General features: G+C 59.2%; 21 protein-coding genes and 1 pseudogene. 14 read left to right on the top strand and 8 right to left on the bottom strand.

Going from position 1 to position 25,624, the window contains the following annotated elements:
- Positions 1-4 precede the first annotated feature (4 nt).
- Entirely contained in the window at positions 5-1,693 is a 1,689-nt protein-coding gene (locus GEI7407_RS15315; RefSeq protein WP_015173112.1) for a GH3 auxin-responsive promoter family protein, read from the top strand.
- A 219-nt stretch (positions 1,694-1,912) separates the two neighbouring features.
- Here GEI7407_RS15315 and GEI7407_RS15310 read toward each other — a convergent pair whose 3' ends face one another.
- The gene (locus GEI7407_RS15310) at positions 1,913-3,076 is read right to left on the bottom strand and encodes an MFS transporter (RefSeq protein WP_015173111.1); all 1,164 of its coding nucleotides are present in this window, start codon (positions 3,074-3,076) and stop codon (positions 1,913-1,915) included.
- A gap of 299 nt (positions 3,077-3,375) precedes the next feature.
- On the opposite strand from GEI7407_RS15310, the gene GEI7407_RS15305 reads away from it, so the two are divergent.
- The 4 genes from GEI7407_RS15305 (at position 3,376) to GEI7407_RS15290 (ending at position 8,173) form a co-directional block, all read left to right on the top strand.
- On the top strand, positions 3,376-4,473 hold the full coding sequence (locus tag GEI7407_RS15305; protein ID WP_015173110.1) for an aromatic ring-hydroxylating dioxygenase subunit alpha: 1,098 nt from the start codon (positions 3,376-3,378) through the stop codon (positions 4,471-4,473).
- A 189-nt stretch (positions 4,474-4,662) separates the two neighbouring features.
- Positions 4,663-5,943, top strand: coding sequence for an aminotransferase class I/II-fold pyridoxal phosphate-dependent enzyme (locus GEI7407_RS15300; RefSeq protein ID WP_015173109.1), 1,281 nt, complete (start codon positions 4,663-4,665; stop codon positions 5,941-5,943).
- Between the two features lie 66 nt (positions 5,944-6,009).
- Complete coding sequence (locus tag GEI7407_RS15295; protein ID WP_015173108.1) at positions 6,010-7,158, top strand: hypothetical protein; 1,149 nt, start codon at positions 6,010-6,012, stop codon at positions 7,156-7,158.
- A 37-nt stretch (positions 7,159-7,195) separates the two neighbouring features.
- Positions 7,196-8,173 (top strand): NAD-dependent epimerase/dehydratase family protein, encoded by a 978-nt coding sequence (locus GEI7407_RS15290; RefSeq protein ID WP_015173107.1) that lies wholly within the window; start codon positions 7,196-7,198, stop codon positions 8,171-8,173.
- On the opposite strand, the gene GEI7407_RS15285 is transcribed toward GEI7407_RS15290, so the two are convergent.
- Complete coding sequence (locus GEI7407_RS15285) at positions 8,170-8,838, bottom strand: Fe2+-dependent dioxygenase (protein ID WP_015173106.1); 669 nt, start codon at positions 8,836-8,838, stop codon at positions 8,170-8,172. The two genes, GEI7407_RS15290 and GEI7407_RS15285, sit on opposite strands and share 4 nt — an antisense overlap.
- Before the next feature lie 131 nt (positions 8,839-8,969).
- On the opposite strand from GEI7407_RS15285, the pseudogene GEI7407_RS15280 reads away from it, so the two are divergent.
- Both GEI7407_RS15280 and GEI7407_RS21715 read left to right on the top strand, forming a co-directional pair.
- Positions 8,970-10,142: pseudogene (locus tag GEI7407_RS15280) on the top strand (RNA-guided endonuclease InsQ/TnpB family protein).
- A gap of 441 nt (positions 10,143-10,583) precedes the next feature.
- Complete coding sequence (locus tag GEI7407_RS21715) at positions 10,584-10,823, top strand: hypothetical protein (protein ID WP_015173105.1); 240 nt, start codon at positions 10,584-10,586, stop codon at positions 10,821-10,823.
- 130 nt (positions 10,824-10,953) lie between these two features.
- Here the strand turns inward: GEI7407_RS21715 and GEI7407_RS15270 are convergent, their stop codons facing one another.
- Positions 10,954-11,280 carry a hypothetical protein gene (locus GEI7407_RS15270; protein WP_015173104.1) on the bottom strand — a complete coding sequence of 109 codons (327 nt, stop codon included), beginning with the start codon at positions 11,278-11,280 and terminating at the stop codon, positions 10,954-10,956.
- A gap of 183 nt (positions 11,281-11,463) precedes the next feature.
- Between GEI7407_RS15270 and GEI7407_RS15265 the strand changes: the two genes are divergently transcribed.
- The 4 genes from GEI7407_RS15265 to GEI7407_RS15250 all read left to right on the top strand — a co-directional run bounded on the left by GEI7407_RS15265 (position 11,464) and on the right by GEI7407_RS15250 (position 15,839).
- Positions 11,464-12,636, top strand: a complete 1,173-nt coding sequence (locus GEI7407_RS15265) for an RNA-guided endonuclease TnpB family protein (protein WP_015173103.1) — start codon at positions 11,464-11,466, stop codon at positions 12,634-12,636.
- A gap of 256 nt (positions 12,637-12,892) precedes the next feature.
- A complete protein-coding gene (locus GEI7407_RS15260) occupies positions 12,893-13,531 on the top strand; it encodes a peroxiredoxin (RefSeq protein WP_015173102.1) in 639 nt (212 codons plus the stop codon).
- A 178-nt stretch (positions 13,532-13,709) separates the two neighbouring features.
- The gene (locus GEI7407_RS15255) at positions 13,710-14,696 is read left to right on the top strand and encodes a cysteine synthase A (RefSeq protein WP_015173101.1); all 987 of its coding nucleotides are present in this window, start codon (positions 13,710-13,712) and stop codon (positions 14,694-14,696) included.
- A gap of 138 nt (positions 14,697-14,834) precedes the next feature.
- Positions 14,835-15,839, top strand: coding sequence for an NAD(P)-dependent alcohol dehydrogenase (locus GEI7407_RS15250; protein WP_015173100.1), 1,005 nt, complete (start codon positions 14,835-14,837; stop codon positions 15,837-15,839).
- Between the two features lie 33 nt (positions 15,840-15,872).
- Here the strand turns inward: GEI7407_RS15250 and GEI7407_RS15245 are convergent, their stop codons facing one another.
- Positions 15,873-16,925, bottom strand: a complete 1,053-nt coding sequence (locus GEI7407_RS15245; RefSeq protein ID WP_015173099.1) for a folate-binding protein YgfZ — start codon at positions 16,923-16,925, stop codon at positions 15,873-15,875.
- 87 nt (positions 16,926-17,012) lie between these two features.
- Positions 17,013-17,513: a hypothetical protein gene (locus tag GEI7407_RS15240; RefSeq protein WP_015173098.1), complete on the bottom strand. Its 501-nt coding sequence runs from the start codon at positions 17,511-17,513 to the stop codon at positions 17,013-17,015.
- 628 nt (positions 17,514-18,141) lie between these two features.
- Between GEI7407_RS15240 and GEI7407_RS15235 the strand changes: the two genes are divergently transcribed.
- The 3 genes from GEI7407_RS15235 to GEI7407_RS15225 all read left to right on the top strand — a co-directional run bounded on the left by GEI7407_RS15235 (position 18,142) and on the right by GEI7407_RS15225 (position 21,454).
- The gene (locus tag GEI7407_RS15235; RefSeq protein ID WP_015173097.1) at positions 18,142-19,380 is read left to right on the top strand and encodes an FtsX-like permease family protein; all 1,239 of its coding nucleotides are present in this window, start codon (positions 18,142-18,144) and stop codon (positions 19,378-19,380) included.
- Between the two features lie 438 nt (positions 19,381-19,818).
- The gene (locus GEI7407_RS15230) at positions 19,819-20,475 is read left to right on the top strand and encodes an ABC transporter ATP-binding protein (protein ID WP_396229522.1); all 657 of its coding nucleotides are present in this window, start codon (positions 19,819-19,821) and stop codon (positions 20,473-20,475) included.
- 139 nt (positions 20,476-20,614) lie between these two features.
- Positions 20,615-21,454 carry a hypothetical protein gene (locus GEI7407_RS15225; protein WP_015173094.1) on the top strand — a complete coding sequence of 280 codons (840 nt, stop codon included), beginning with the start codon at positions 20,615-20,617 and terminating at the stop codon, positions 21,452-21,454.
- Between the two features lie 36 nt (positions 21,455-21,490).
- Here GEI7407_RS15225 and GEI7407_RS15220 read toward each other — a convergent pair whose 3' ends face one another.
- The 3 genes from GEI7407_RS15220 to GEI7407_RS15210 form a co-directional block, all read right to left on the bottom strand.
- Positions 21,491-22,303 carry an inositol monophosphatase family protein gene (locus GEI7407_RS15220; protein ID WP_015173093.1) on the bottom strand — a complete coding sequence of 271 codons (813 nt, stop codon included), beginning with the start codon at positions 22,301-22,303 and terminating at the stop codon, positions 21,491-21,493.
- Complete coding sequence (locus GEI7407_RS15215) at positions 22,303-23,748, bottom strand: BCD family MFS transporter (protein WP_015173092.1); 1,446 nt, start codon at positions 23,746-23,748, stop codon at positions 22,303-22,305. Before GEI7407_RS15215 ends, GEI7407_RS15220 begins: the two co-directional genes overlap by 1 nt.
- Before the next feature lie 273 nt (positions 23,749-24,021).
- Positions 24,022-25,446, bottom strand: coding sequence for a DEAD/DEAH box helicase (locus tag GEI7407_RS15210; protein WP_015173091.1), 1,425 nt, complete (start codon positions 25,444-25,446; stop codon positions 24,022-24,024).
- Positions 25,447-25,624: the final 178 nt, after the last annotated feature.

The raw sequence follows: 25,624 nt of genomic DNA, 5'->3' as shown, positions 1-25,624 counted from the left end.
CCTTATGAACCGTTTCCTCTCCCCCTTTGTTTTGGCCATTGCGCGCCGCGCCAAAAATCGCCTCGTCGCCCAAACCCGCCAGCCCGAAGCTGCCCAAGAGCGCTTTTTGATGGAGCTGCTGCGCGTTCAGCAAACGACCGAGCTCGGGCGAAAGTTTGGTCTCAGCGACATCAAAACCATTGATCAGTTTCGCGAGCAGGTTCCCATCTGGCCCTACAGCACCTACCAGGCCTATACAGAGCGGGCCTTCAACGGTGAACCTAATGTCCTGACCGCAGACCCGATCGCCTACTTCAACCTGACGAGCGGCTCGACGGGGGTGCAAAAACTAATTCCCGTGACCAAGCGCTTTCAGAACTCCCTCAAGCGGGCAAATCTGGCGTCAATTGGTTTCTTGGCGGACGGCTTGGCGGCGCGGGGGCGATCCTTTGGCCGGGTGCTGACCACCAACTCGGTGCAGCTCCTCGGCCAGACGCCGACGGGCATCGACTACGGCCACGCCAGCGTGGGGGTGCTGCGCATGGGCAAGCTGCTCTACAGCCAGCTGTTTGCCCATCCCTTTGAGACGCTGCTGCCGGGGGACAGCGTGACGCGCCACTACGTGTGCCTGCTCTTTGCGCTGCGCGATCGCCAGATGCGCGGTCTGCTGGCCAACTTCCCCATGCTGGTCCTGCGGACCTGCGGCTACCTCGAAGAGTATGCGGACCAGCTGATTCGCGACATCGAAAAAGGCGAACTGGCGAGCTGGCTGGATCTGTCGCCCGAGCTGCGCCAGCAACTCGAAAAGCGCTGCGTACCAGACCCGGTCCGGGCCCAGGAGCTGCGAGTGGCGATCCAGCGCGATGGTCGGCTGACGCCGGTGGCTGCGTGGCCGCAGCTAGCCTTTGTTGGGACGGCGCGGGGCGGGACGTCGGACTTTTACTTTGAGCGCTTCCTGGCCTACTTTGGCGATACGCCGGTGTTTGGGGCGGTGTACTCGTCGGCGGAGGCGACCTTTAGCGTGTACCCCGATGTGGATACCGACGGCAGCGTCTTGGCCCTGGAGAGCGGCTTTTTTGAATTTATTGCGCCGGACCAGTGGGAGGAGGCCCATCCCAAGACGCTGCTGCCGACAGAGGTGCAGGTGGGAGGCTATTACCGCTTGCTGACGACGGCCTACAGCGGCTTCTACCGCTACGACATTGGGGACGTGGTGGAGGTGGTGGGCTTCTATGAAAAGACGCCGCTGATCGTGTTCCGCTATCGCCGGGGCGGCATGATTTCTTCGACGACGGAGAAAACGACGGAGTACCACATTACGCGGGTAATGCAGACGCTGCAGCAAGAGTTTGGGGTGGTGCTGGAAGATTTCTGCATTACGCTCTCGGAGGATGTGATTCCGGCGCACTATTTGATCAATGTGGAGCTGGCGGCGGGGGAAAGTCTGGCGGATCCCCAGGGCTTTTTGGACCGGTGCGATCGCCTCTTGCAGGCGGAAAACAAGTCCTACGCCCTCAAGCGTCCCAGTAACTTCGTGCCGCCACCCCGTTTGCGGATCTTGGCGCCGGGTAGCTTTGGGATTTTACGCCGCCGCCAGCTCGATCGCGGCATTCCAGACTCGCAGCTCAAGTTCCCGCACCTGAGCGAGGACCGGCAGTTCTTGGCGGGCCTGACGGTGCTGCAAGAGGTGCGCTTGCCCGGAGACGGCGGCTAGCAAGATAAGCAGGACCAGGGCTGCGATCGCTCCTAGGGCGATCGCGCGGGTCTAATTTTTTTGGGTCGGCGCGCTGAGCCAGTAGCGCAGCGGATGGCGACGGCGATCGGCGTCAAAATCGCTCTCAGAGGAAGCTGGATGCTTTCGAGACCGAGCCCGGGAGGCGCTGGAACTGTCCCAAGGCTATGGCAAATTCATACAACTGGCATCTCAGCCCTGCTAGCGCGGCTTAGGCACCGGGCGGATCAAGAGCTGGCAGCTGATACCTGCGATCGCCGCGATCGCCCCTGCGCCATAAAAGACGCCCTCAAGACCTCCCAAGGCCAGCGTCGGCCCGAGCAAAATCGGTGACAAAAATTGCCCCAAGAAGCTCGTGCCGGTGCCCGCGGCTAAAACCGTGGAGCGCTGATCTGGCGGGGATAAATCAGCCAAAATACTGTACAGATTGGGTAAAACCAGACCAAAACCGCCGCCAAAGGCGATCGCCGCGGGCAAAATCCCCGCTAGCGTGCTCAAAAAGGGAATCGTAACCAGGGTCAGGGCCATCAGGCCGAAGCCCAAAGCGATCGCCTTCGATGTCCCGATCTTCTGGGCTAGGCGTCGGGCGGCCAGCGCTGAAACCACCGCAGCACCAATCGCCCGGGCCGCCAGCACAATCCCGTTAATCTCAGGCCCTGCGCCGATCATCGCTTCTAGATAGAGGGGCGCATAGATGACTACTGCGTACATAGACACCGATGCCAGCGCCAGGGCGATCAGGATCTGGAGCACCGGCGGATCGCTCAAGGTAGCACCCATTCCTTTGGGAGTCGCTGGAGTCTTGGGCGATCGCGCCGACTGCCCATTGCGCAGCACACTCACCGCCACCAGCGCCAGCGGGATCGCCACCCCATACAGATAAAACGCATACCGCCAGCCCAAGGAACCCAGCAGCCCCCCCAGCAGCGGAAAGGCGATCCCCGCCACCGTCAGCGTGCTGGTGGCATAGCCCAGAGCCTGGGATCGCTCCGTTCCCTCATAGAGATTGCCCAGCATGCCCAGGCTGGCTGCCGCGATGCCCCCCGCCGCCGCTCCCAGCAGTGCCCGCGTCGCCAGCAGCGGCCAAAAGCTCTCCATACCGGCTCCGGCCACTCCCACCAGGCCATAGGCCACCAAAGACGGCACCAGAACCCGCAGCGGTCCCACCCGATCGGCCACCACCCCCAGCAGGGGGCTAAACAGCGCGATCGTCAGACAGTGAGCGCTGACCAAATTGCCGGCCAGCGTCGGTTCGATCTGAAGTTGCCGAATAATGTCTGGCAGGACCGGCGCTACGACTCCGCCTGCCATCGTCGTCATCGCGCCCGCCGCCAGCAGCACGCTTAGCTGAATGGTTTTCCCCATAATCCTTAAAATTGGCTGTTGCCACTATACCGAAGCCCCGCACTTCCCAAAGAACCGCCTCGCCCTAGATCCAGCCTAGGCGACCCACGGTCCCGATTGCCTCACCATTGCTCCACCTTGGTGATGCCAGGTTGGCAAGGGGCCAGATATCCTGGGAGCGGTGGAGAGACGCCGCAGGGGCGATCGCCCAACAAACTCAGCGTTCAACTGTAGGCTGGGCTAAAGCGCACGATTGCATCTGCGTGACCGCCCAGCCGCTGCGATCGTCCCCATCCCAGCCTTTCGTTAGGGGGAATTTTATGGAACTCGCAACTACCTTAAAGAGCCAGCAAGTCCGCAACTCGGTCCGAGACGCCGGCATCAATCCCAACCACTGGTACGCCGTCTCCTGGTCCGATCGCCTCAAGCCAGGGCAGGTCATCGCTGTCACCGTCTGGCAGCAGGCGATCGCCGTTTATCGGGACACCGAGGGCAACGTCCACGCCCTCGAAGACGCCTGCCCCCACAAGGGCGTCGCCCTGCACAAGGGCCTTGTCCTTGGCCAAAACCTCGCCTGCCGCTACCACGGCTGGGAATTTGACAGCCAGGGCGAATGCGCCAAAATTCCCTACCTGCCCCCCAGCCAAAAACTCCCCTGCGCCAAGGCCCGCAGCTACCCGATTTGCGATCGCTACAACCTTTTGTGGATCTTTCCCGGCGATCCCGCCCTTGCGGAGACCACCCCCGTCCCCCACATCGCCGAATTTGATCAGCCCGGCTACCTCATGGTGCCTGTCACCGGCCACTTCAAGGCTCACTTCTCCATCTGCAACGAAAACTCCATGGACGTCTTCCATGGCTTCCTGCACGAAAACCTCCAGGGCTGGTTTGATCCCCAGCTCGTGAAGCTCCGGGAAACCGACGGCTCTGTCATCGCCGACTACCAAGTCTCCTACAGAGGCAAGCTCGCCAAATTCCTCGGCCTCACCGACCAGGCCAAAGACACCACCACCAAAATCATCTCAGTCCAGTACCGCTATCCCCACTACTTCAGCAACCTCGAAAACGTTTCCTCTCTATACTTAATGCGCCTGCCGGTTAGCCCCACTGAGAGCCGCTCCTTTGCCTACTTCTTCTTGAAGGTGCGGCTGCCCCAGTGGCTGATCAACTCGGCCCGGCCCGCTTTGCAGCACATCCTAGAAAACTATGTCTTTATGAAGTTTCTGCGCCAGGACATCGAAATGATGGAAAGTGAGCAGCAGACTTACCTCAAGGAGCCTCAGCGGCGCTATGTGGAGATTAACCCGGCGATTATTGCGGTGCAGCGGCTGATTTTGCGGCAGTCGGAGCAGGCGATCGCCCCCGAGAGCGATCGATCGCCCGCTCGGAACAAGGACGCTGAAGTGTCGGTCTCCTAGGCCAGCACGGATGCAAGTTTCATCAATATTTGAGTGAGCCCTGGGCTGAGGTTCTGTCCCTGGGGGCGCAATCGGGATCCCGTACCATCGTTGTCTTAAATGGGGGTATCGGATACCTTGCTAGGAAAGTACATCTGCTGAGCCAGAGGGCATCGGTGATTTGAGAACTCAAGGTGAGGGGAGTTTACTGTGCAAGTTGTAAAAGAGTATGTCCAGCGCTGGTATGAGAGCGGTCTGGATCCCGACGAATATATCTGCCACGGACGCAACGGCAATTTGGTTGACATTGAACTGCCTCCCTCGGGTGAGCGGCGCAAGGTGCTGACGTTTTGCACCAATGATGTCCTGGGTCTGGTGCAGAACGACGCTGTCCGTCAGGCTGCGGTGGATTCGATCTGGCAGTATGGAACCTCGAATAGTTCCTGTTCGGTGCTGAGCGGGCGGATCGATCTCCATCGCCAGCTCGAAGATGAGATTTCTGCGTTCAAGCATTTGCCCCATACCCAGCTATTTCTCAATGCGTGGATGGCGTTTCAGGCTCTGATGGATGCCTTTTGCCATCTGGCGATCCCGGTGCCTGGTTTCCAAAACACGCGCGAGACGCTGATTCTGTCGGATGTGCTAAACCATGGCTGCATCGTGTCGGCGATCGCCAATGCCGGGACGCGATCGGGCAAGCTATTTGGCCACAGCCCGCGAGTACGGGTTCGCGCCTACCGCCACTGTGATATGGAAGACATGGCCCGCAAGCTGCGCCGCTATGCCCAGCCAGACGATCGCATCATGGTGATCTCCGACGCGGTCTTTTCCATGGACGGCGACGTGGCGCCCCTGCCCGACATGCTGGAGATCATGAGCCACTACGAAGGCAGCACGCTGGTGATGGATGAAGCCCACGCCAGCGGCGCCATCGGAGCGACGGGGCGTGGTATTTATGAGCACTTCAACTTGCTGCCCCAAGACGCCATCGATCGGGGCGTGATGCCGCTGATCATGACGACCTTCTCGAAGTTTGCTGCCTCAGCGGGAGCCGCGATCAGCACCCACGTGGCCGAGCTGAAGCCCCTGCTGAACGTCTCGCCTAGCTCGATCGGCACGATCTCCCTGCCACCGCCAACCACGGCGGCTGCCCTGGAGAGCATTCGCCAAGTCCGCCAGCATCCGGAGCTGGTGACCCAGCTGCAAGAGAACACGCGCTACTTGCGATCGCGCCTCACCGAGCAGGGCTTTGACGTCTGGGGCGAAACCAACGTGCTGCCGGTGATCTTGCCAGCAGACATTAACCCCAAGCTGTTTGCGCGCCGCCTCTTGGATGAGTACGGCATCTGGGTGTCCCCGATTTGGTTCATTGCCAAGCCCCGGATGCGGGTGACGGTGAACTCGCTCCACACCAAGGAGGAGATGGATCGCTTGGTGACGGCGATGACGGCAACGCGCGATCGCATGTACAAGCCGACGATCAGCGCCTAGGGTTGCTGGCTGCCCTCAAGGGGACGGAGCTTTGATCGAGCTGAGATATTAGAGAGCTGAAATGTCGTGGTGCAAACAACAGCGAAGTGTGAGATTCGGGCCGTCACAACGCCCCAAGACCAAGCGCTTTTCCTGGAGGTTCCAGACCGCGTTTATGCAAACGATCCGCACTGGGTCCCGCCCTTGCGCAGCTCAGTTGCCAAGCAGTTTGAGCCGAGCAATCCCTTCTTCTCCTATGGTCGGCTGCAGCAGTTTGTAGCGATCGCCCCTTACCAGGGCAAACCCCAAGCCGTAGGCCGAGTGGTGGCCGCCGTCAATGACCGTCTCATTGAACGCGAAGGCCTCCCCCTCGGCCTCTTTGGCTTTTTCGAGTGTATTGATGACTTTGAGATTGCCCAGGAGCTGCTAAATGCCGCCGGTCAGTGGCTCCGGGACCAGGGAATGACCCGTATCCGTGGACCCATTGATCTGTCGACGCACAATAACTGTCTATTCTTAGTCGAGGGCTTTGACTCGCCGCCCATGGTGATGATGCCCTACAACCCGGCCTACTATCCTGCGTTTATGGATCGCGACGGCTGGGAAAAAGCCAAAGACGCCTACGCCTATTTGCTCTCCTTGGAAGGCACCCTGTCGCCGGAGTTCGAGAAGGGCTATCGGATCGCCTGCAAGTCGGGGGTCAAGTTCCGGCCCCTAAGCCTGAAGGGAGACGCCTTTGAGGCGGACTGCCGCGCCCTGTATCAGCTCTTTACCAAGGCCTTCTCGAATAACTGGAGCTCGACGCCCCGCACCGAGGAAGAATTTCTCGAAGAGGCGCGATCGCTCCAGAGCCTGGTGGACCCCGACGTCTTCCACATCGCGGAGCTTGAGGGCGAAATGATTGGTTTCGTCATGGGGCTGCCCGACTACAACATCCCGCTCAAGCGCGTCAACGGTAAGCTCGACTGGATCGGCCTCCTCAAGTTTTTGTGGTTCCGCCGCAAAATCAATCAGGGCCGCGTGCTGACCATCTGCGCTCTGCCGGAGCACCGTCGCAAGCTGGTGCCCCTGGGGCTGATGCACCTGACCATGAAAGGGGCCCAAAAGCCGGGCAAGGCCTACAAGCAGGCCGAAATGTCCTGGATTTACGAAGACAATTTTCCGTCTCGGCGACTGGTGGAGGCTTCGGGCGGCCAGCGCTACAAGACCTATCGCATTTATGAAAAAGCGCTTTAGGGCGATCGCAACGGGTTAAAAACACAAACGTTTGTTTATGAAAGCACTGGTTACCGGCGCGAGCGGCTTTACGGGGTCTCACCTGGTCACAGCTTTGCTTCAGCGCGGCCATCAAGTCGTGGCCTACGTTCGCAAGTCGAGTTCCCTAGATCGGCTAACAGATCTGCCCGTGGAGTTTGCCTACGGTGAAATTGGCGATCGCTCAGCCCTCGGCGCAGCCATGCAGGGGGTCGAAGCGGTCTTTCATCTGGCTGCCTACGTCGAGCTTGGCATTGTGGATGCCGCCAAGATGGCTCAGGTCAATGTCGAAGGAACGCGGGCCGTTCTAGAAGCAGCCCAATCGGCGGGGGTGCAGCGGTTCGTCTATTGCAGCACCATCGGCGTCTACGGCGATACCCAGGGTCAGGTCATCGATGAAACCTACCAGCGGACCCAGCAAGGGTTTTCGTCCGCCTACGATCGCACCAAGTACGAAGCCCAGCGCCTCGTAGACGAGTTTGGCCAAAAGGGCCTCTCGACGGTGAGCGTCATGCCTTCGGGCATTTTTGGGCCAGATGATCCGCACTTCGGGCCGGTAATGCGCCAGTTTGCCAAGGGGGGACTCAAGCTGTGGGCCGGGGGCGATCGCGTCACTGGCATCGTCCACGTAGACGACCTAGTCGAAGCGATGCTCTTGGCCTACGAAAAGGCCCCCTCAGGCGCTCACTACATCATCTCGGCAGGGGAGCTGACCACCCGGGAGATGTTTGCCCTCTTGAGCCGAGAAACCGGCATCCCGGCCCCCAAGGAAGCGCCCGAGGCCCTGGTGCGCTTTGTGGGCAATGTCCTCGATCCGGTGGGGCGCTTGCTCTCGTGGCAGCCGCCCCTCAGCCGCGAGCGAGTGCACTACGTCTACGATCGCTGCGTGCGGGTCCGGGCCGACAAAGCGCGCCGCGAACTGGGCTGGCAGCCGCGGCCCATCGAGGAGGTCTTGCGAGAGGCCATGCACCACCACGTAGCCAGTGTCAAGGCCTAGGGCTCGGCCCACATCCGCAGCAGATTGGTGTGGCTCTTGGTGAGCAAGTCAAATTCGACGGTTTTGCCCTGACGCTCAAAGACGGCCCGGCGCACCGTGTCCAGCTCAAACAGGATCTCGCGCTGGGCCGGGTCGCGCACCAGGCTCTGGGTCCACCCCACAGCGGCTAGACGAATGCCGCTGGTGACTGGCTCGACGCGGTGCATGGTAGACGACGGATACACAATGGCCGATCCGGCGGGCAGCTTGAAAGGGCGATCGCCCCCCATCTCCTCGATCACTAGCTCCCCCCCTTCGTAGCTCTCCGGCGGACTCAAAAAGAGCGTCATAGAAACGTCGCTGCGTTGGGCGGGCGTGCCCATCAGGGCATTGTCGGTATGGCTGCCGTAGGACATGCCCGCCTCATAGCGACTAAACAGCAGCGAATGAATCCTCTTGGGCTGGACGGCAATTTGAAATAAGAAATTGCTCTGAAACGCCTCGCGCACCTCTTCTACCAAGGCTTTGTAGGTTTCGCTTTCGCGATCGAGCTGAGTATTGTTTTTGACGAGCTGAGCGTGCCAGCCGGCAGTGCGCTTGCCATCGATAAATTTGCCGTCGCTCAGGCGGTGGGTGAGCGCCTGCACTTCCTCAGGAGTCAGCAGATTGTCGATCGAAAAAATCATCAGAAACCTCCGAGAGACCCCGCCGTTTCAGGGCGAGGAGGGATAGGAGCGGCAATTGAGCGGGGCTCGATGCCCTCGAAATTGCCATTAGAGTCTGTAGTCTTTACAGCAGAAATGTTAGAACGTAAATCATGGAAAAAGCCTTCAGCTACCGGTTCTATCCCACCTTCGAGCAAGAAAATCTCTTGCGTCGGACACTGGGCTGTGTTCGGCTGGTCTACAACCGAGCCCTGGCAGAACGGACTGAAGCCTGGTACGAGCGACAAGAGAGAATCGGCTATGCCGAGACCTCTTCGAAGCTGACGGAGTGGAAAAAATAAGAAGACCTCCAGTTTCTCAATGAAGTAAGCAGCGTTCCTCTTCAGCAGGGACTGAGACATCTGCAAACGGCCTTCACGAACTTTTTTGCCGGTCGGACAAACTATCCGAAATTCAAGAAGAAGCGCAATGGTGGCAGTGCAGAGTTTACGAAGTCTGCTTTCAAGTGGAAGAACGGCAATGTGTTCTTGGCAAAGTCTGCTGAGCCATTGAACATTCGATGGTCCAGGCGGCTTCCAGAAGGGGCTGAGCCCTCGACGGTGACTGTGCGGTTGAACCCGTCTGGTCAGTGGTACATCAGCCTCCGCTTTGATGATTCTCGAGACTTGAAGCTGGAACCTTCTAACCAGTCGATTGGGGTGGACGCTGGGATTACCAGCTTGGTCGCCCTGAGTGACGGGGAAAAGGTCGCCAATCCCAAGCACTTTGACCGGCACTATCAGCGACTTCGCAGAGCCCAAAAGGCTCTGAGCCGCAAGCAAAAGGGCTCTTGTAATCGAGACAAAGCTCGACTCAAGGTCGCGCGGATTCACCAGCAGATTTTCAATTCCCGAAAAGACCATCTTCACAAGCTGACGACTCGACTGATTCGTGAAAATCAAACGATCGCGGTCGAGACGCTGGCGGTAAAAAATATGGTCAAGAACCCCAAGCTTTCCCGTGTCATCAGTGATGCGGGCTGGGGTGAGCTGATTCGCCAACTGGACTATAAGGCCCTGTGGTATGGGCGAGCGTTGGTGAAAATCGATCGCTGGTTCCCTAGCTCTAAGCGCTGTGGGAACTGCGGCCATGTCGTAGAGCGATTGCCGCTGAGCATTCGAGAGTGGGATTGTCCAAAGTGTGGCGGTCACCATGATCGGGATGTGAACGCGGCAAAAAACATCTTGGCGGTGGGACACACCGTGTCAGTCTGTGGAGCGACCGTAAGACCGGAGGGGAGCAAGTCCCGGAAGGCAGGTGCTAGGAAGCAGAAACCCAAACTGTGAGGTTTGGGAATCACCGTGGGTTTACCCCGGTGAGGATGTCAAAGTCGCTCAGGACGCTTGAAATAGAAGGCTGGGAGTGGATCTCGATAGAGGTGCAGGCGGGCGATCGCCGTCGCTGCCTAGCGCTATAACCAATGCGCTAGAGGGGATTTCAGGCCAATATTTGCCTAGACTCGCTCCGGCGTGGGATGAGCGATCGCCCCTGGCATTGCCAGAGACTGGCCAAAAAACCGCTCAACAATGGCTGGTGAGCGCTTCGTTCAAAGTAGGAATATGCGAATTTTCAGTTGTGCTCTAGAGTAAACATGGAGCACAAATCTTGAGATAAAACGTTACGCGCTGTCAAAAACTCTGCATTGACTTTACCTCAATGCTGTTTTTTACCGCGAAAACGCCGAAAGACGCTCTGATTAAACTGTGTGGTTAACGTGAGGAAACATCATGAAATCTAAATCCATTGCACTATTGATGGCGCTGGGCTTAGTCGCCCCCTTAGCCGCTTGCAGCACCACCGGCGAAGGCACCGATCCCGCTGCAACCGAGTCTCCTGCTATGGAGTCTCCCGCTGCAACCGAGTCTCCCGCTATGGAATCTCCTGCCGCAACCGAGTCTCCCGCTGCGACTGAGTCTCCTGCCGCAACCGAGTCTCCCGCCGCTGGTGGGGAAGGTGGCGAGGGCTAAGCCCAAAAGGCAGTCCTAGAGCCAGCGTCGGGAGAGCCGAGCCTTAGCTGCTTTCGCGTCTCCCGCTAGGCTTTTTGAGCGATCGCGCCCTCTGACGGCTTGCGATCGCTTTTTTATTGGGCTCTTGAGATCACCACCGGCGGCTTCGAGGCCCGAGGCGATCGCCCGCCAAATCCGCGATCGCATCCTCCCCCGCCACAAAATCCCCACACCCGATCGCCTCTTCCGTCAGCGCCGCCTGGGGCCGCACCGTACACTTCAGGCGATAGTCCGCCGTAAAAAATTGGCACCGCGTACAGGGAATCTGGTGCAACTGCTGCGATCGCCGCACCCCATCCCGCGTCGCCGTGAACACACTCCAAACCGCTAAAATCACAATCAGCCAGGCACTCACAAAGCAAATCGGCACCAAAAACGGCTGCACCGCTTCCACTATCGGGGCCAACAACCGAAACATAACGCTGCGCTCCAACAACAGCCATTGCCACTACTATATAAACTGGCTTCATCAGAAGCCTCCGAGAGACCCCGCCGTTTCAGGGCAGGGAGGGATAGGAGCGGCAATTGAGCGGGGCTCGATGCCCTCGACATTGCCATTAAAACAAGCAGGTTTCACAGCAGAAATGTTAGAACGTGAGATATGGAAAAAGCCTTCAGCTACCGGTTCTATCCCACCTTCGAGCAAGAGAATCTCTTGCGTCGGACACTGGGCTGTGTTCGGCTGGTCTACAACCGAGCCCTGGCAGAACGGACTGAAGCTTGGTATGAGCGACAAGAGAGAATCGGCTATGCCGAGACCTCTTCGAAGCTGACGGAGTGGAAAAAGCAAGAAGACCTCCAGTTTCTCAATGAAGTAAGCAGCGTTCCTCTTCAGCAGGGACTGAGACATCTGCAAACGGCTTTCACTAACTTCTTTACCGGTCGGACAAACTATCCGAACTTCAAGAAGAAGCGCAATGGTGGCAGTGCAGAGTTCACAAAGTCTGCTTTCAAATGGAAACAGGGTCAGGTGTTTCTGGCTAAAAGCCCAGAACCATTGAACATTCGATGGTCCAGGCGGATTCCCGAGGGGGCTGAGCCCTCCACGGTGACTGTACGACTGAACCCGTCTGGTCAGTGGTACATCAGCCTCCGCTTTGACGATCCTCGGAATCTCACACTGGAGGCTTCTAACCAGTCGATTGGGGTGGACGCTGGGATTACCAGCTTGGTCGCCCTGAGTGACGGGGAAAAGGTCGCCAATCCCAAGCACTTTGACCGGCATTACCGACGACTTCGCAGAGCCCAAAAGGCTCTGAGCCGCAAGCAAAAGGGCTCTCGTAATCGAGACAAAGCTCGACTCAAGGTAGCGCGGATTCACCAACAGATTTCTAATTCTCGGAAAGACCATCTTCACAAGCTGACGACTCGACTGATTCGTGAAAATCAAACGATCGCGGTCGAGACGCTGGCAGTGAAGAACATGGTCAAGAACCCCAAGCTTTCCCGTGTCATTAGCGATGCGGGCTGGGGTGAGCTGATTCGCCAACTGGACTATAAGGCCCTGTGGTATGGGCGAGAGTTGGTGAAGATCGATCGCTGGTTTCCCAGCTCTAAGCGCTGTGGGAACTGCGGCCATGTCGTAGAGCGATTGCCGCTGAGCATTCGAGAGTGGGATTGTCCGAAGTGTGGCAGTCACCATGATCGGGATGTGAACGCGGCAAAGAACATCTTGGCGGTGGGACACACCGTGTCAGTCTGTGGAGCGACCGTAAGACCGGAGGGGAGCAAGTCCCGGAAGGCAGGTGCTAGGAAGCAGAAACCCAAATCGTGAGGTTTGGGAATCACCGTGGGTTCACCCCGGTGAGGATGTCAACAAATGCATTACGCTGACTAATCATCCAGCCGGAACCTCTCCATCCCCCGCTACCCCTGCCTTCTCCGATCCGCCCCAGGGGAGATCTGCGATTCCCCTTTTCTGAGAGAAACGTGAATAAGATCTAAACTCCGCTCGGGAAACCGGGGTTTTGTGGCATTATGGACCTCAGAAAGTCTCCATTCTTGTCAGCACATCGAAAGGAAATCGAGCTATGACCCTTCGTCTCGGCGATACTGTTCCTAATTTCACGCAGCAATCGTCTGAAGGTGAGATCAACTTCTACGATTGGGCAGGGGATAGCTGGGTAGTGCTTTTTTCTCACCCCGCCGACTACACCCCCGTTTGCACCACTGAGCTCGGTGAAGTTGCTCGCCTCAAGCCTGAATTCGACAAGCGCAACGTCAAAACCATTGCTCTGAGCGTCGATGATACGGAGTCTCACACCGGCTGGATTTCCGACATCGAAGATACTCAGTCCGTCAAGCTGAACTACCCCATCCTGGCAGATCCCGATCGGAAGGTCTCTGACCTGTACGACATGATCCACCCCAATGCCAGCAACACCGTCACCGTGCGGACCGTCTTCATCATCGACCCCGAGAAGAAGCTCCGTCTCACCCTGACCTATCCCCCCAGCACCGGTCGTAACTTCGACGAAATCCTGCGGGTCATCGACTCCCTGCAACTGACCGATCACCACAGCGTCGCAACCCCCGCCAACTGGAAAGATGGCGACGACTGCGTGATCGTCCCCTCCCTCAAGGATCCTGAAGTCCTCAAGGAGAAGTTCCCCAAAGGCTATACCGAAGTTCGCTCCTACCTGCGCATGACGCCTCAGCCCAACAAGTAAGCAGGGCCTGGGTCAAGCAGCCTATAGAGTCCTAAGTTAGGGCTAAACAATCTCTCAAAAGGGCGTACAGCGTGCGCCCTTTTGCGTTCTTTAGCTCCGGCGCGATCGCCCGCAGGGAGCCGAGCATTTCCCCTTACGATGGGGAAAGTGACACACCAGCAGATCATCAACGCAAGTAATGGACATCAAAGACGGCTTTGTCGGAGCAGTTGGCAACACGCCCCTGATTCGCTTGGATAGCGTCAGCGAAGAAACCGGCTGCGAAATCCTAGGGAAAGCAGAATTCCTCAATCCCGGCGGCTCGGTGAAAGATCGGGCAGCGCTGTACATCATCGAAGATGCCGAAAAGCGCGGCGAACTCAAGCCCGGCGGCACCGTAGTCGAAGGCACTGCTGGCAATACCGGAATTGGCCTCGCCCACATCTGCAACGCCAAAGGCTACAAGTGCCTGATCATCATTCCTGAAACGCAGTCCCAGGAAAAAATCGACCTGCTGCGCACCTTGGGCGCTGAAGTCCGGACCGTGCCTGCCGTGCCCTACCGCGATCCCAACAACTACGTGAAGCTGTCGGGACGCCTAGCGGCGGAGATGGACAACGCCATTTGGGCCAACCAGTTTGACAACCTTGCTAACCGCCTGGCCCACTACGAGACCACAGGCCCCGAAATCTGGGCGCAGACCGACGGCCAAGTAGACGCCTGGGTGGCAGCGACGGGGACCGGCGGCACCTACGCTGGCGTCGCACTCTTTCTGAAAGAGAAAAATCCTAACGTGAAGTGCGTGGTGGCTGATCCCCTGGGGAGCGGTCTCTACAGCTATATCAAAACCGGGGAAATCCACCTCGAAGGCAGCTCGGTGACGGAGGGCATCGGCAATAGCCGGGTGACGGCCAATATGGAAGGCGTGCCGACGGACGATGCGATCCAAATCGACGATACGGAAGCCCTGCGGGTGATCTATCAGCTCCTGCACAAGGACGGCCTGTTTATGGGGGGCTCGGTGGGGATCAACGTGGCGGCGGCGGTGGCGCTGGCCAAGCAGATGGGGCCGGGACACCGGATTGTGACGGTGCTGTGTGACGGCGGCGCGCGCTATCAGTCGCGGCTGTTTAACGCGGAGTGGCTGGCCTCGAAGGGGCTGGCGATGCCGGCGATCGCCTCCTAGCGCCTGAGCGATCGCGAACCGGAGCATTGCGCGGTAGCCTGGGGCCAATCCTTGGATATATGCACAGAAATTCAGAGAAACGCCACAATGAGGGCAAGGCAACCGTGCCTTGATTCCCTTCATGGCGGAGTTTGATTGATGCAAATTCAGGCGATCGCGGCCCATGAGCAAGGAGCAATGCTCCGGCCCTACACCTTTGAAACCGAAAGTCTTGGCAGCTTTGGCTGCGTGATCAAAGTGCTGGCGTGCGGGATCTGCCACTCAGATCTCCACGTGATCGACAATGACTGGGGGACCAATCGCTATCCGATGGTGCCGGGGCACGAGGTGATCGGCGAAGTCACAGAACTGGGGCCAGAGGTGCGCCACCTCAAAATCGGCGATCGCGTCGGTGTGGGCTGGCAGGCCTCGTCCTGCATGGAGTGTCGCTACTGTCTGCGCGGCGACGAAAACCTCTGCGACGAAAACAAAGGCCTGATTACCGACTCCTATGGCGGCTTCGCAGACTATCTGCAAGTTGACGCCCGCTTTGCTTTCCGGATTCCGGACGGGATCAAAACAGAACATGCCGGTCCCCTGCTGTGCGGCGGCATCACCGTGTATTCGGGCCTGCGCAATGCAGGCATGACCTCCGGCCAGAATATCGGCATCATCGGCGTGGGCGGTCTGGGCCACATGGCGGTCCAGTTTGCTAGCAAGCTGGGTAACCGCGTGACGGTGTACACCACCTCCCCGGACAAAGCGGAGTTTGCGGCCAAGCTGGGAGCCCACGAAGCGCTGGTCGTCCCTCGCGAAGGGGCACTGCCCCAGCCCCAGCGGCCCCTGGATATCATTCTCAACACGGCCCCGGCTTCTCTCAATTGGCCGGACTATCTGGCCCATTTGGACGCTGACGGGACGCTGGCTTTTGTGGGAGTGCCAGCGGAGCCCCTCAACATCCCGATTTGGGCGCTGCTCGGCAAGCGCCGCCGCATTATGGCTTCGCCCATTGGCGGCCGGCCCAGCATCAATGAAATGCTGGACGTGAGCGATCGCTACGGCATCGAGCCCATTGTCGAAACCTTCAGCTTTGACCAGGTCAACGAGGCGCTGCAAAAGGTGCGGGACAACACGGTGCGCTACCGAGCGGTGCTGGTGCGCTAGACCCAAGGTCAAAAATCGGGCTGCCCCAGCAGACTAGCTAGAAACGCCGAGGGCGGCAGAGCGATCGCGCGTCACGAAGGGAATCTCTACCACTTCGGCGATCGCCTCTCCCGCCTGGGCCGTTAGGCCCGCTCCCCCGGCCTTCGTGCGCACATAGCCCAGGCCGATCGCGCCTTCTGAGGCTTCGGTCACGCTGGTTACCAGCCCAACTTTTTCGTCGTTGAGCAAGATCGGCGTCCCGGGCTCCACCGGCTGGCTCAGGCGCAGCCCCCAGAGCTGCTGCTTGACGCCCTTGTAGGTGTCGAGGCGGGCGATCGTCTCCTGGCCGATGTAGCACCCTTTATTAAAAGAGATCGTGTGCCACAGCCCTGCTTCCAGAGGATTGTAGTCTTCGGTGAGCTCGCAGTCGGGGGCCGGACGACCCTGCTCGATGCGCAGCTGCTCCCAGGCGCGATCGCCCATGGGTACAGCGCCCGCTGCCACGAGCCCTTGCCACAGCGCTGCGCGATCCTGGGCGGTGCAGATCAGGGTGTAGCCCGGCGCGGCGAGGCCGCTCCCCACTGCAACCCGGACTTCAGCCTTGCCCAGGGTGCCCGAGAGGTGCTGACCGTGGGGACCGTCCGGCACCGGCAGCCCGAGACCCGCCAGCAAAGCTTGGCTCTCAGGGCCGATCAGGCTGAGGACCGCGGTGTCAGAGGTGCAATCCTTTAGCGACACCTGGTCCATGGGGAAAATGTAGCGATCGAGCCAGGCCAAAATCTGCTGGTGGCGCTGAGGCGAAACCAGCACCAAAAAGTGAGTCTCGAGAACGTACACCGTGGCCAAGTCCAGCGTGCGGGCGGTCGAGGTGACAAAAACGGTGTCGCAGCCTTCGCCGCTCTGGAGGCGCTGAAAGTCGTTGGTGCTTTGATTGTGCAGATAGCGAACGCGATCGCCCCCGGCAATTTCGATGCGGCCCCAGTGACTGCGATCGCACACCGCCACCCCCTTCAAAGCTGCCTGGCGCGCCGCCGAATCGTTGCCGAAGCTTGCGGCGACAGGCGGCTCCCCCTGCAAGCTCGTCTCTGCTGCCTGCTGCATATCCATCTGACTCAACCTCTCCTTGTTCTTGGTTCTTGCATTCGCTACCGCGGCCTACCGCCATTGTCGCGCGATCGCGCGCCCCGCGGATACTCAAGCGCCTATCTCGGGCAATCCCGCGAAAATGCCCTCGATCAGCCCCCGAGTTTTCTCTTCGAGGCGATTCCAGTCCACATCGCTAGAATCTTCCTCCAGAAGCTGCGTATCGATGGTCACTGCCCCAGCCGCGTCCGCTGCATAGTTCACAAAGCAAACCTGATAGCAGAGGTCCCAAAGGTCTATCCGCACCTCTCGATCGCCCTTTTGCAGACGCAGGATGTGCCCCGGAAACGGCGCGGGCAAACCGGCGAGCTGCTCGTCGAGGGTCGCCGCCGTTTCGGGATCGGCGCTCTCGCGCTCTGCCCGCAGCTGCAAGACCCGATCGCGCAGCTCCTCTGGGGTGCCATCTGGCCACAGCAGCACCTCTTCGTAGGTCCCCCGCCAGTCCGTCTCGTCTAGCTGTTTGCGCAGGTTGTCAATGATGCGGATAAAGGCCGGCTGCATGAGGATTTCTGCCTGATGCCACGCGGTCAAATCCGCAAGCTTCGGTTTCATAGTCATAATCCCAGGGAGATCTGTCGCTCTACCATCAGCGATCGCCCCCTGATCCTACAGCGCTTTCCAAGCGCTCACTGCGCGATCGCTCCGCTGCCTGCCGTTCTGGAATCCGTAGAACCTCGCTTTATTCAGGAAACAATTTTTACCACAATTGTTTTAAGTCACGGGCATTTTGCAAAAATGCTGGCTTGCCAGACCCCCGCCGATGTTTCACCTGGGCGATCGCTTTGGGGAAACCGTTGCGCCACCTCTGAGCACTGGCTGCCCATTCCTCCCCTGTAACGCAGGCCCATCCTGCTTTGAATCCCCTGACGCGGTGAAGCGAAGTCGGCTCAACTTCGCTAGGGTAGGTTTAGAGCGATCGCCCGCGCCTGTTTGCCCACAAGCTTTGGCTGCCTTGGGGACACTCAGGCGACTGTCTGCGCCCCCCAGCCAACCAACGAAAAACCGACCAACCGAAAACGGACCGAAGGACAATAGCCCATCCCTCTAGCGCCTAACCTGCGATCGCCTGACGACAGCTCCAGAGAACCCCTTGGGACGATCTGACCACTGACACGACCACCCGCGCAGGAAAGCAGGCAAGTTCTCTACGCTATGGATAGGAATCTACCGCTTTCCCCCTATGGCCTCTATTGCCCGCAAAAATCTGCTAGAAGACATCCCGCGCTTTTTGGTGGCGCAGGCGGGCATCATGTTTGCGGTGAGTCTAGTCACGATTCAGCTTGGCATCCTCAAAGGCTTTACCCGCTCCACAGCCCTCATCGTTGACCACTCCACCGCAGATATCTGGGTTGCCTCCCAGGAGCTAGTCCACCTCGAGCTGACCATGCCGCTGCCCCTTACCCTAGCCAGCCAGGCCCAAGAGGTCGAAGGCGTGCAGCGCGTCGAAGTTGTCATCAACCAGGCTGCCCGCTGGCGAAACCAGAGCGGCAAAATCGCGCCCGTCCGCGTCATTGGCTTTGATCCCCAAGGCACCTTGTTCCGCCCCTGGAACCTCCAGGCTGGGTCCATCGCCACACTGCAACAGCCCTACCAAGTCCTGCTCGACCAGAGCAATTTCAGCTCCCTCGGGGTGCGCAATCAAGGCGACACCGCGCAAATCTCCTCTTTGCCCGCCACCGTCGCGGGCTGGGTCCAGGGCACCCAGTCCATCGCATCGAGTGCTTTTTTGTACACCTCTTTGGAAACGGCCAACGCCTACGCCACCGCAGGCCTACAGTCCGATGTGCAGTGCCGCCTAGAGGCCGACGGGTTGGCGTGCACGAGTTCCTTTAACCGCTCAGAGACTGCCCCAGCGGCTGCCCCGCCCAAGGCCCTGAGCGGCTCGGATGCCATCACCTATCTGCTGATCAAAGCGCGCCCTGGAGAAGACCTAGCGGCGCTTAAGCAGCGCCTCGATCGCGCCTTGCCGGGGACGCGGGCCTTTACCCGCCAAGAACTGTCGGAGCAGACGCGCATCTACTGGCGCGATCGCACAGGCATCGGCTTCATCCTAGGCCTGGGCGCCTCCGTGGGGGTGGTGGTGGGCATGGTGATCGTGGGCCAGATTCTCTATTCCTCGGTCTCCGACCACATCAAAGAGTTTGGAACTCTCAAAGCAATGGGGGCGTCAGACTGGACCATCTACCGCGTCATTGTCGAGCAGGCGCTGTGGATGGCTATCCTGGGATACTTTCCAAGCATTGCACTGTGCATGGGACTGGGCGCTTGGACCATGGCAACCCAGGGAATCACGATCCTAATCACTCCATCGATGGCGCTCATCCTCTTCGGAGTGACGGTCGGGATGTGTGCAAGCTCAGCGGTTTTTGCAATCCAAAAAGTGACTCGGGTTGATCCAGCCATCGTGTTCAAAGCATGATGACTCACGGATATCCCGTGCAATTGACTACGGAGGCTCTACCGAAAAATGACTATGCTAGAAGAAAACTTCCTCATTGCGGTGGCTGCCGAGACCCCCTAGCCCCAAGTTTCGGCAGCGTTTCCTGGCCGGGGCTAGACGGTCGCCTAGGCTGTCTCGTTCAAGAAAAACCAAGATGAATCTTCCCGGTAGTACTGAGTATCCGTATTGTCTCCTTGGCGTTGCGGATCTATCTCATAGCTGCCATGACCCGAGTAGATTTCGTCCTGCTTTGGTTTCGCCTCCTCCTTGTCCAAAGCGCTGTTATTTTTCCTCCCCCGCATGACTGTTTCTCAAGTTAAGTTTGCTCAATTTGCAGTTCCCCTGGATCAGGCTGTCTCTACCCATCGAAGCGTGAGCGGTGTTCATTCGGGTGCGATCTGCGCGCACAACATCGCGATGGTGTTTCAGGCTGGGGGTGAGCGTGTGCAAGCCCTCAAGGATATCGACCTGACGGTGCAGACTGGGGATATTCAGCTGCTAATGGGGCCTTCTGGTTCGGGCAAGACGACTCTGCTGTCAATTCTGGCAGGGCTGCTAACCCCAACGACTGGCTCGGTGCACCTCCTGGGCCAAGAGATCACGCGGATGTCGCGATCGCGCCTAGCTCGCTTCCGCCTGAAGAACATTGGCTTTATTTTTCAGGGGTTCAATCTTTTCCCGGCTCTGACGGCGATCGAGAATGTCGAGGTAGCCCTGCACATGAAGGGCATCCAAGGCCGCCAGGCGCGGGAGGAAGCCCGACATTTGCTGTCCCAGGTAGACCTGAGCCACCGAGTGGACTATATGCCACGGGATCTGTCCGGCGGCCAAAAGCAGCGGGTGGCGATCGCACGGGCCTTGGCGGGCAGTCCCCAGCTCATCATGGCGGACGAACCGACGGCGGCGCTGGATTCCCACAGCGGCCATGCGGTGATCGAGCTGCTGCGCAACCTGGCCAAGGACAGCGGGCGAACGGTGTTGATGGTGACCCACGATCCGCGAATTATCGACGTGGCGGACCAGGTGCTGTATCTGGAAGATGGCTTGCTCAAGACGCCGCCCCAAGCGGTCTAGCCTCCGCGCCCTGCTCGGCTTGAGGGACTGGCGGCTCCAGTGAGCGTTCTCCGAAATCTGGTTAAGGCTCTGTGTGGCTAATCCCAATGCCTGGAGAAATCCTGGGGCGATCGCTGTCCTCTATTTCGAGAACTTCACCATGACTTTTTCTGCCCGATCTCTGACGCGCTGGGTTCTGCTCTCCGGCGTGCTGCTCCTGCCAGCGTGCCAGAACCCCAATCCCTTGGCTTCGGGCGGGAGCCCCTCGCCGAGCCCCTCTGCGCCTGCGATCGCCTCTCCCAGCCCTTCGCCCACCGCGTCGCCTTCGGTTTCTGGGGAGTTTGTGCCCCAAACGCTGTGCTACACCGTCGACACGGCCAACACTTCTGGCCAGGCGCGGATTTCCATCGATCGCGATCGCACCGTGACCGGAGAAACCCGCGCCACGATCCAAAATCCTGAAGAAGGCTACTATTCCTCCTACACTCAGGAGCTGAGCGGCAAGCTAGGGGACAACAGCGACCTGATTCTCGACGTCACGACCCGGATCGAAAACGATGTCCAGCGGACTCAGGAAACCTGGCTCTTGACCGGCACCGTTCTCCAGGCGGAGCGCGTGACCTACGAGCCAGCGGACTGTGACGAACTCGCCGAATCTCCCGACGACGCGCCCCCCAGCGAAGCGCCTGCGGAGCCCCAGGCAGGGGGGACTCGTATCGAATTTGCGGCTGGCAGCACCTCCAGCCAGGTTCAGAACTCCGTGGTGCGCGGCACTCGAGACACTTACTTGCTGAATGCGGCGGCGGGGCAAACGATGCGCCTCAGCATTTCCTCGCTGGAAAATAATGCTGTTTTCGAAGTGATCGGCCCGGATGGCGCAGCCCTAGCTCAAGAAGAAGAGCAGCTGACCCTAGAGCTGCCGGCCAGCGGTGATTATCAAGTGATCGTGGGCGGTACGCGGGGGAATGCAACTTATACCCTGGACGTCGCCATTGAGTAACTGGCGGGGCTTGAGCAGGGGCGATCGCCCCTGGCCCTAGGGACGGGCGATCGCCGTCATTCGCTCTCGAAACAGTGGCACCAGCTCAGGCCGCGCGCTCACCAGCGTTGGATAGGGGCGGTGGCTATAATTTTGGCCCACCTTCAGCGGAAAAATGTCCTCCTCTTCTAGGGGAGTCCACACCGCCCCTGCTGCCTGGGCGATCGCCCACACCGCCGCGATGTCCCAGATCTTCGGCGTTGCCTCCACCGCTCCTAGGGCGATCCCCGCCCCCACAATCAGCAGATTGTAAGTCGCTACCCCCAGCATCCGAATCTTGCAGGGAAAATCGGGCGTGATCACCCCGGTGCTGCGAGCGCACACACTAAAAAAGTGGTTGCCGCTGGGTTCCTCTAAGCTGCTGTGAATGGGCTGATGATTGCAAAAAGCGCCCTCAGGCCCGGTCAAACCAGAGTCGCCATACCAGTAGCCGTAGAATGACTGCCGAATCGGCGGCAGGGCTACGTAGCCGAAAACCGGCGTTCCCCGATACAGCAGCCCCAGGGAAATGCCCCACAGCGGCACGCCCCGGGCAAAGTTGGTGGTGCCGTCAATGGGGTCAATGATCCAGCACCATTCCTGCTCCGGAAAGATGTGGGCCACTTCTTCGCTGAGGACCCCGTGCTCTGGAAACGCTGCCTGAATCGCCTCGCGCAGCGCCTGGTCAGCCCAGCGATCGGAGCCAGTGACCAGGCTGCCGTCGGCTTTTTCGTCGGCCTGGGCGCCCCCAAAGTCGGCCAAAAGGCGATCGCCCACCGTCTGTGTCGTGGTCTCTGCAAAGCGCAGCACCGAATCCCAAAAGTCCTGCATCAGTCTAGTTCGCTCTCCAAAACCGCTGCGATCGCCTGACGGGCATTTTCCCGAAACTCCTGCACATTGACGCGGCCCAGGAACCACACCGCCAGCAGCATCCCCACGGCCTGCACCCCAAACACAAGCCCGTAGGCCGTCATCAGGCTAGGGGTAAGCTGTTTGCCCAGGGTAAGCACAGTGCCGCCCGCCAAGGTCGACAGACCGCGAGCCATCGCTTGGGACAGTCCCCAGGCACCAATGAAGGTGCCCGCCGTTTCGGCGGCTGTCAGGTCGAGCATCATGCTGATCGCCCCCGTGGTGGTAATGCCAGAGGCCAGCCCAAAGACGAGCAGCGCCCCTTTCAGCATGGCGGGATTTTGAGTGAAGCCCGACAGAATAATCAAAATAAAGCAGCCTGACACCAGGATGCAGCCCAGAGTTGCGGTTTTCTGCTTCCCAATGCGCGGCACGATCCAAAATCCTGTGATGCTCAGCCCGACCAGCGTCCCCAATCCCCAAAAGGCGTTGAGCCGCGTGGTTTCGGCATAGCCCATCCCAAAAACCTGTCCTCCGTAAGGCTCCAAAACAGGCTCTTGCATAAATAGGCTAAGGGTCATGACCAGCAAGAAAGAAAAAAACAGCCCTGTCTGGCGACTAGCGGTGAGCACTCGTAAAGCTCGCCCTAGGGTGATTTTGTCTTCTCGGTCAATTAGCGTTGAGCGACGGGAGTAGCGAGAATACTTTTTCTCTAGACCGATTGTTGCCACGAAGGTCAGGCCTATCACAATCGCTGGCACGATCAAAAAGAGGGAATTGACCGAGCTCTGAAGCTGCTCAATGGGAGTATTGGCTTCAATTTGCTTCAGAAGCACACTGCTGACGATCGCCCCAACGATGATGCCTACCATGAGCATGGACCAGACGATGCCCACGAGTTTGGAGCGATTGTCTTCGTCCGAGACATCGACTAGGAGAGCGGCGAAGGGGGTTGAACTGGAGCTGAGGGCAAGACCATAGCCAGCAAAAATCAGTCCCAGCATGGCCGTCCAGCCCAACATGGCGCCGGACCATTCCCAGGTGCCGTTGGCTGCTGCGATCGCGCCTCCGAGCTGCCACGATCCCTGCACTGCCAGAAAAGCAATCACTGCGAAGGCGATCGCCCCCATCCAGACATAGCCGCTGCGGTGGAGGCCAAACAGCGGCTTGGCGTCGGACATCTGGCCAAACCAAATGCGCGCTGGCGCGACAAACTGGTGCATGGCCAAAACGCCTGCCGCCGCGATCGCCGGTACCGCTAGCCCGTCAATCAAGACTCGATTGAGCACGCCCAGGGTCAAGATCGACATGATGCCCAGGCCCATCTGAAACAGCCCCAAGCGCAGCATGACAACCCAAGTGACTCTAGGCAAATCCTCAAGAGGCCCTGGGGGTAAAGAAGTCGGTTTAGAGAATTCGCTGGTCATTGCCCACCTAGCGTCCTTTGCCAGTCAACAATAGCGCTTTCCGCCCGAAATACACGAGCGCCTCTTTTCATTAAAGAGGAAGGCTGGACCCCTTGAAAACCAAGCCGGGCACCCAAAGGGCAATCGGGGAAGGTGTCTCAGCAAAAAGCGCCCAAAAAAGAGCGAGAAATCACTCCTGTTTGGGCGCGGACTTAGGTTAGATGAGAAGGACAAAGCCGCTAATCAGCGGGTCTGTCCTTCTCTCGCCCGACGATCGCGTCAGGCCTTGGGTCTTTAGTCTTTGATGCTCGAAGCAGCGTTGCGGCTGCGGGGACCGCCGGTGCGATTTTGGCGCTTCGTGGGGCGAGGCTTGGGCATGTCGTTGGCTTCCGGTACGTCGTCGTAGGCGCGATCGGACTGAGCCCAGGCCGGCCGGGTCGCATCGTAGGCCATTTGCAGCGCCGCTGCGGCGATCGCCCGAGGCTCGTACTCTTCGCTCAGCTGAGCCACAATCGGCAAGAAGGAAGCCAAACGCTCACCCGTCAGGGTTTCCAGCACATTGGTCTTGAGCTGATCGAGCTGGCGTGCTTCGATCTGAGCGCGTGACGGAATCGATCGCACTTCCAGGGTCTGGCGCACGTGGCGCTCGATCGCCCGCAGCTTGCCCCGCTCATAGTTCTGAATCAGGGAAATTGCCGTACCCGTCTTGCCAGCCCGACCCGTCCGACCGATCCGGTGCACGTAGCTTTCGATGCTGTCGGGCAGGTCGTAGTTGATCACGTGGGTCAGGTGGTCTACATCGAGACCCCGAGCCGCGATGTCCGTTGCCACCACCCAGCGGATCTGATGCTGGCGGAACCGCAGCAGGAGACGCTCCCGCTGAGTCTGGCTCAGGTTGCCGTGGTACTCGTCCACGCTGTAGCCAGCGGCCTGGAGCTGACTGGTCAAGTCAGCCGCCGTTTGCTTGGTCCGCACAAAGATCAGCGCTGCCTCTGGCTCTTCCATCTCCATGATGGGTTGCAGAGCCCGGGCCTTGGACCAGCCGCGAGGCACCATGTAGGCGACCTGGTTGATGCGGCTCGGCGCAGCCTTGGGCTGCTTGATCGTGACATTGACGGGCGATCGCAAGAACTTGGTGACAAGCTCACGAATCGACGGCGCCATCGTCGCGGAGAAGAAAGTCGTCTGGCGATCGGCCGGAAGCTGGCTCAAGATCTTCTCGACGTCTTGGATGAAGCCCATGTTGAGCATCTCATCCGCCTCGTCCAGCACCAGCCAAGTCAGCTGATCCACCTTCAGGCAGCCCCGATTGAGCAAGTCCATCACCCGACCCGGCGTGCCCACTACAATGTGCACACCCCGGTCGAGGCGCTCGATCTGGCGCTCGATGGACTGGCCGCCGTACACCGCCAGCGTAAAGACGCGATCGCGTCCCCGCAGATCCCGAATGGACTGGCAAACCTGCACCGCCAGCTCCCGCGTTGGGGTCAAAACCAGCGCCTGCACAGCATTTTTCTTCAGGTCAATGGCTTCCAGCATCGGCAGAGAAAACGCGGCGGTTTTCCCGGTACCAGTTTGGGCCTGACCCACTACATCGCGTCCCGACAGCAGGTGGGGAATCGCTTCAACCTGAATGGGGGTTGGGGCTTCGAATCCGAGGGATTCTAGGTGGCGAGAACGAGCTTCCGAAATTCCCAAGCTATGGAAGGAAAGAGTCATCGAATCTCCTAGCTAACGTCGTTGTGTTGAGTTGTCGCCACCACTAGCCACAGTCAGTCCCTGCATGCCGTCAGGAAGTCAGTGCCCCATAGCAGCGTCAAAAATTTGCGCTTACAGTGCGTGAGAGACAAGCGCATTGGATGAATATCAGTGAGATGCGCTTGCATCTGCTAGTTGG

This window comes from Geitlerinema sp. PCC 7407, from assembly GCF_000317045.1.
Classification (GTDB): Bacteria; Cyanobacteriota; Cyanobacteriia; order PCC-7407; family PCC-7407; genus PCC-7407.
Note: the sequence above shows the minus strand (reverse complement) of the source record. Positions and strands in the feature narration are given on the sequence as shown.

Bases quoted from the DNA above. Each gene is read 5' to 3' on its own strand.
- GEI7407_RS15315 (WP_015173112.1), top strand. From the start codon at position 5: ATGAACCGTTTCCTCTCCCCCTTTGTTTTGGCCATTGCGCGCCGCGCC.
- GEI7407_RS15310 (WP_015173111.1), bottom strand. From the start codon at position 3,076: ATGGGGAAAACCATTCAGCTAAGCGTGCTGCTGGCGGCGGGCGCGATG.
- GEI7407_RS15305 (WP_015173110.1), top strand. From the start codon at position 3,376: ATGGAACTCGCAACTACCTTAAAGAGCCAGCAAGTCCGCAACTCGGTC.
- GEI7407_RS15290 (WP_015173107.1), top strand. From the start codon at position 7,196: ATGAAAGCACTGGTTACCGGCGCGAGCGGCTTTACGGGGTCTCACCTG.
- GEI7407_RS15285 (WP_015173106.1), bottom strand. From the start codon at position 8,838: ATGATTTTTTCGATCGACAATCTGCTGACTCCTGAGGAAGTGCAGGCG.
- GEI7407_RS21715 (WP_015173105.1), top strand. From the start codon at position 10,584: ATGAAATCTAAATCCATTGCACTATTGATGGCGCTGGGCTTAGTCGCC.
- GEI7407_RS15270 (WP_015173104.1), bottom strand. From the start codon at position 11,280: ATGTTTCGGTTGTTGGCCCCGATAGTGGAAGCGGTGCAGCCGTTTTTG.
- GEI7407_RS15265 (WP_015173103.1), top strand. From the start codon at position 11,464: ATGGAAAAAGCCTTCAGCTACCGGTTCTATCCCACCTTCGAGCAAGAG.
- GEI7407_RS15260 (WP_015173102.1), top strand. From the start codon at position 12,893: ATGACCCTTCGTCTCGGCGATACTGTTCCTAATTTCACGCAGCAATCG.
- GEI7407_RS15255 (WP_015173101.1), top strand. From the start codon at position 13,710: ATGGACATCAAAGACGGCTTTGTCGGAGCAGTTGGCAACACGCCCCTG.
- GEI7407_RS15250 (WP_015173100.1), top strand. From the start codon at position 14,835: ATGCAAATTCAGGCGATCGCGGCCCATGAGCAAGGAGCAATGCTCCGG.
- GEI7407_RS15245 (WP_015173099.1), bottom strand. From the start codon at position 16,925: ATGGATATGCAGCAGGCAGCAGAGACGAGCTTGCAGGGGGAGCCGCCT.
- GEI7407_RS15240 (WP_015173098.1), bottom strand. From the start codon at position 17,513: ATGAAACCGAAGCTTGCGGATTTGACCGCGTGGCATCAGGCAGAAATC.
- GEI7407_RS15235 (WP_015173097.1), top strand. From the start codon at position 18,142: ATGGCCTCTATTGCCCGCAAAAATCTGCTAGAAGACATCCCGCGCTTT.
- GEI7407_RS15230 (WP_396229522.1), top strand. From the start codon at position 19,819: ATGGTGTTTCAGGCTGGGGGTGAGCGTGTGCAAGCCCTCAAGGATATC.
- GEI7407_RS15225 (WP_015173094.1), top strand. From the start codon at position 20,615: ATGACTTTTTCTGCCCGATCTCTGACGCGCTGGGTTCTGCTCTCCGGC.
- GEI7407_RS15220 (WP_015173093.1), bottom strand. From the start codon at position 22,303: ATGCAGGACTTTTGGGATTCGGTGCTGCGCTTTGCAGAGACCACGACA.
- GEI7407_RS15215 (WP_015173092.1), bottom strand. From the start codon at position 23,748: ATGACCAGCGAATTCTCTAAACCGACTTCTTTACCCCCAGGGCCTCTT.
- GEI7407_RS15210 (WP_015173091.1), bottom strand. From the start codon at position 25,446: ATGACTCTTTCCTTCCATAGCTTGGGAATTTCGGAAGCTCGTTCTCGC.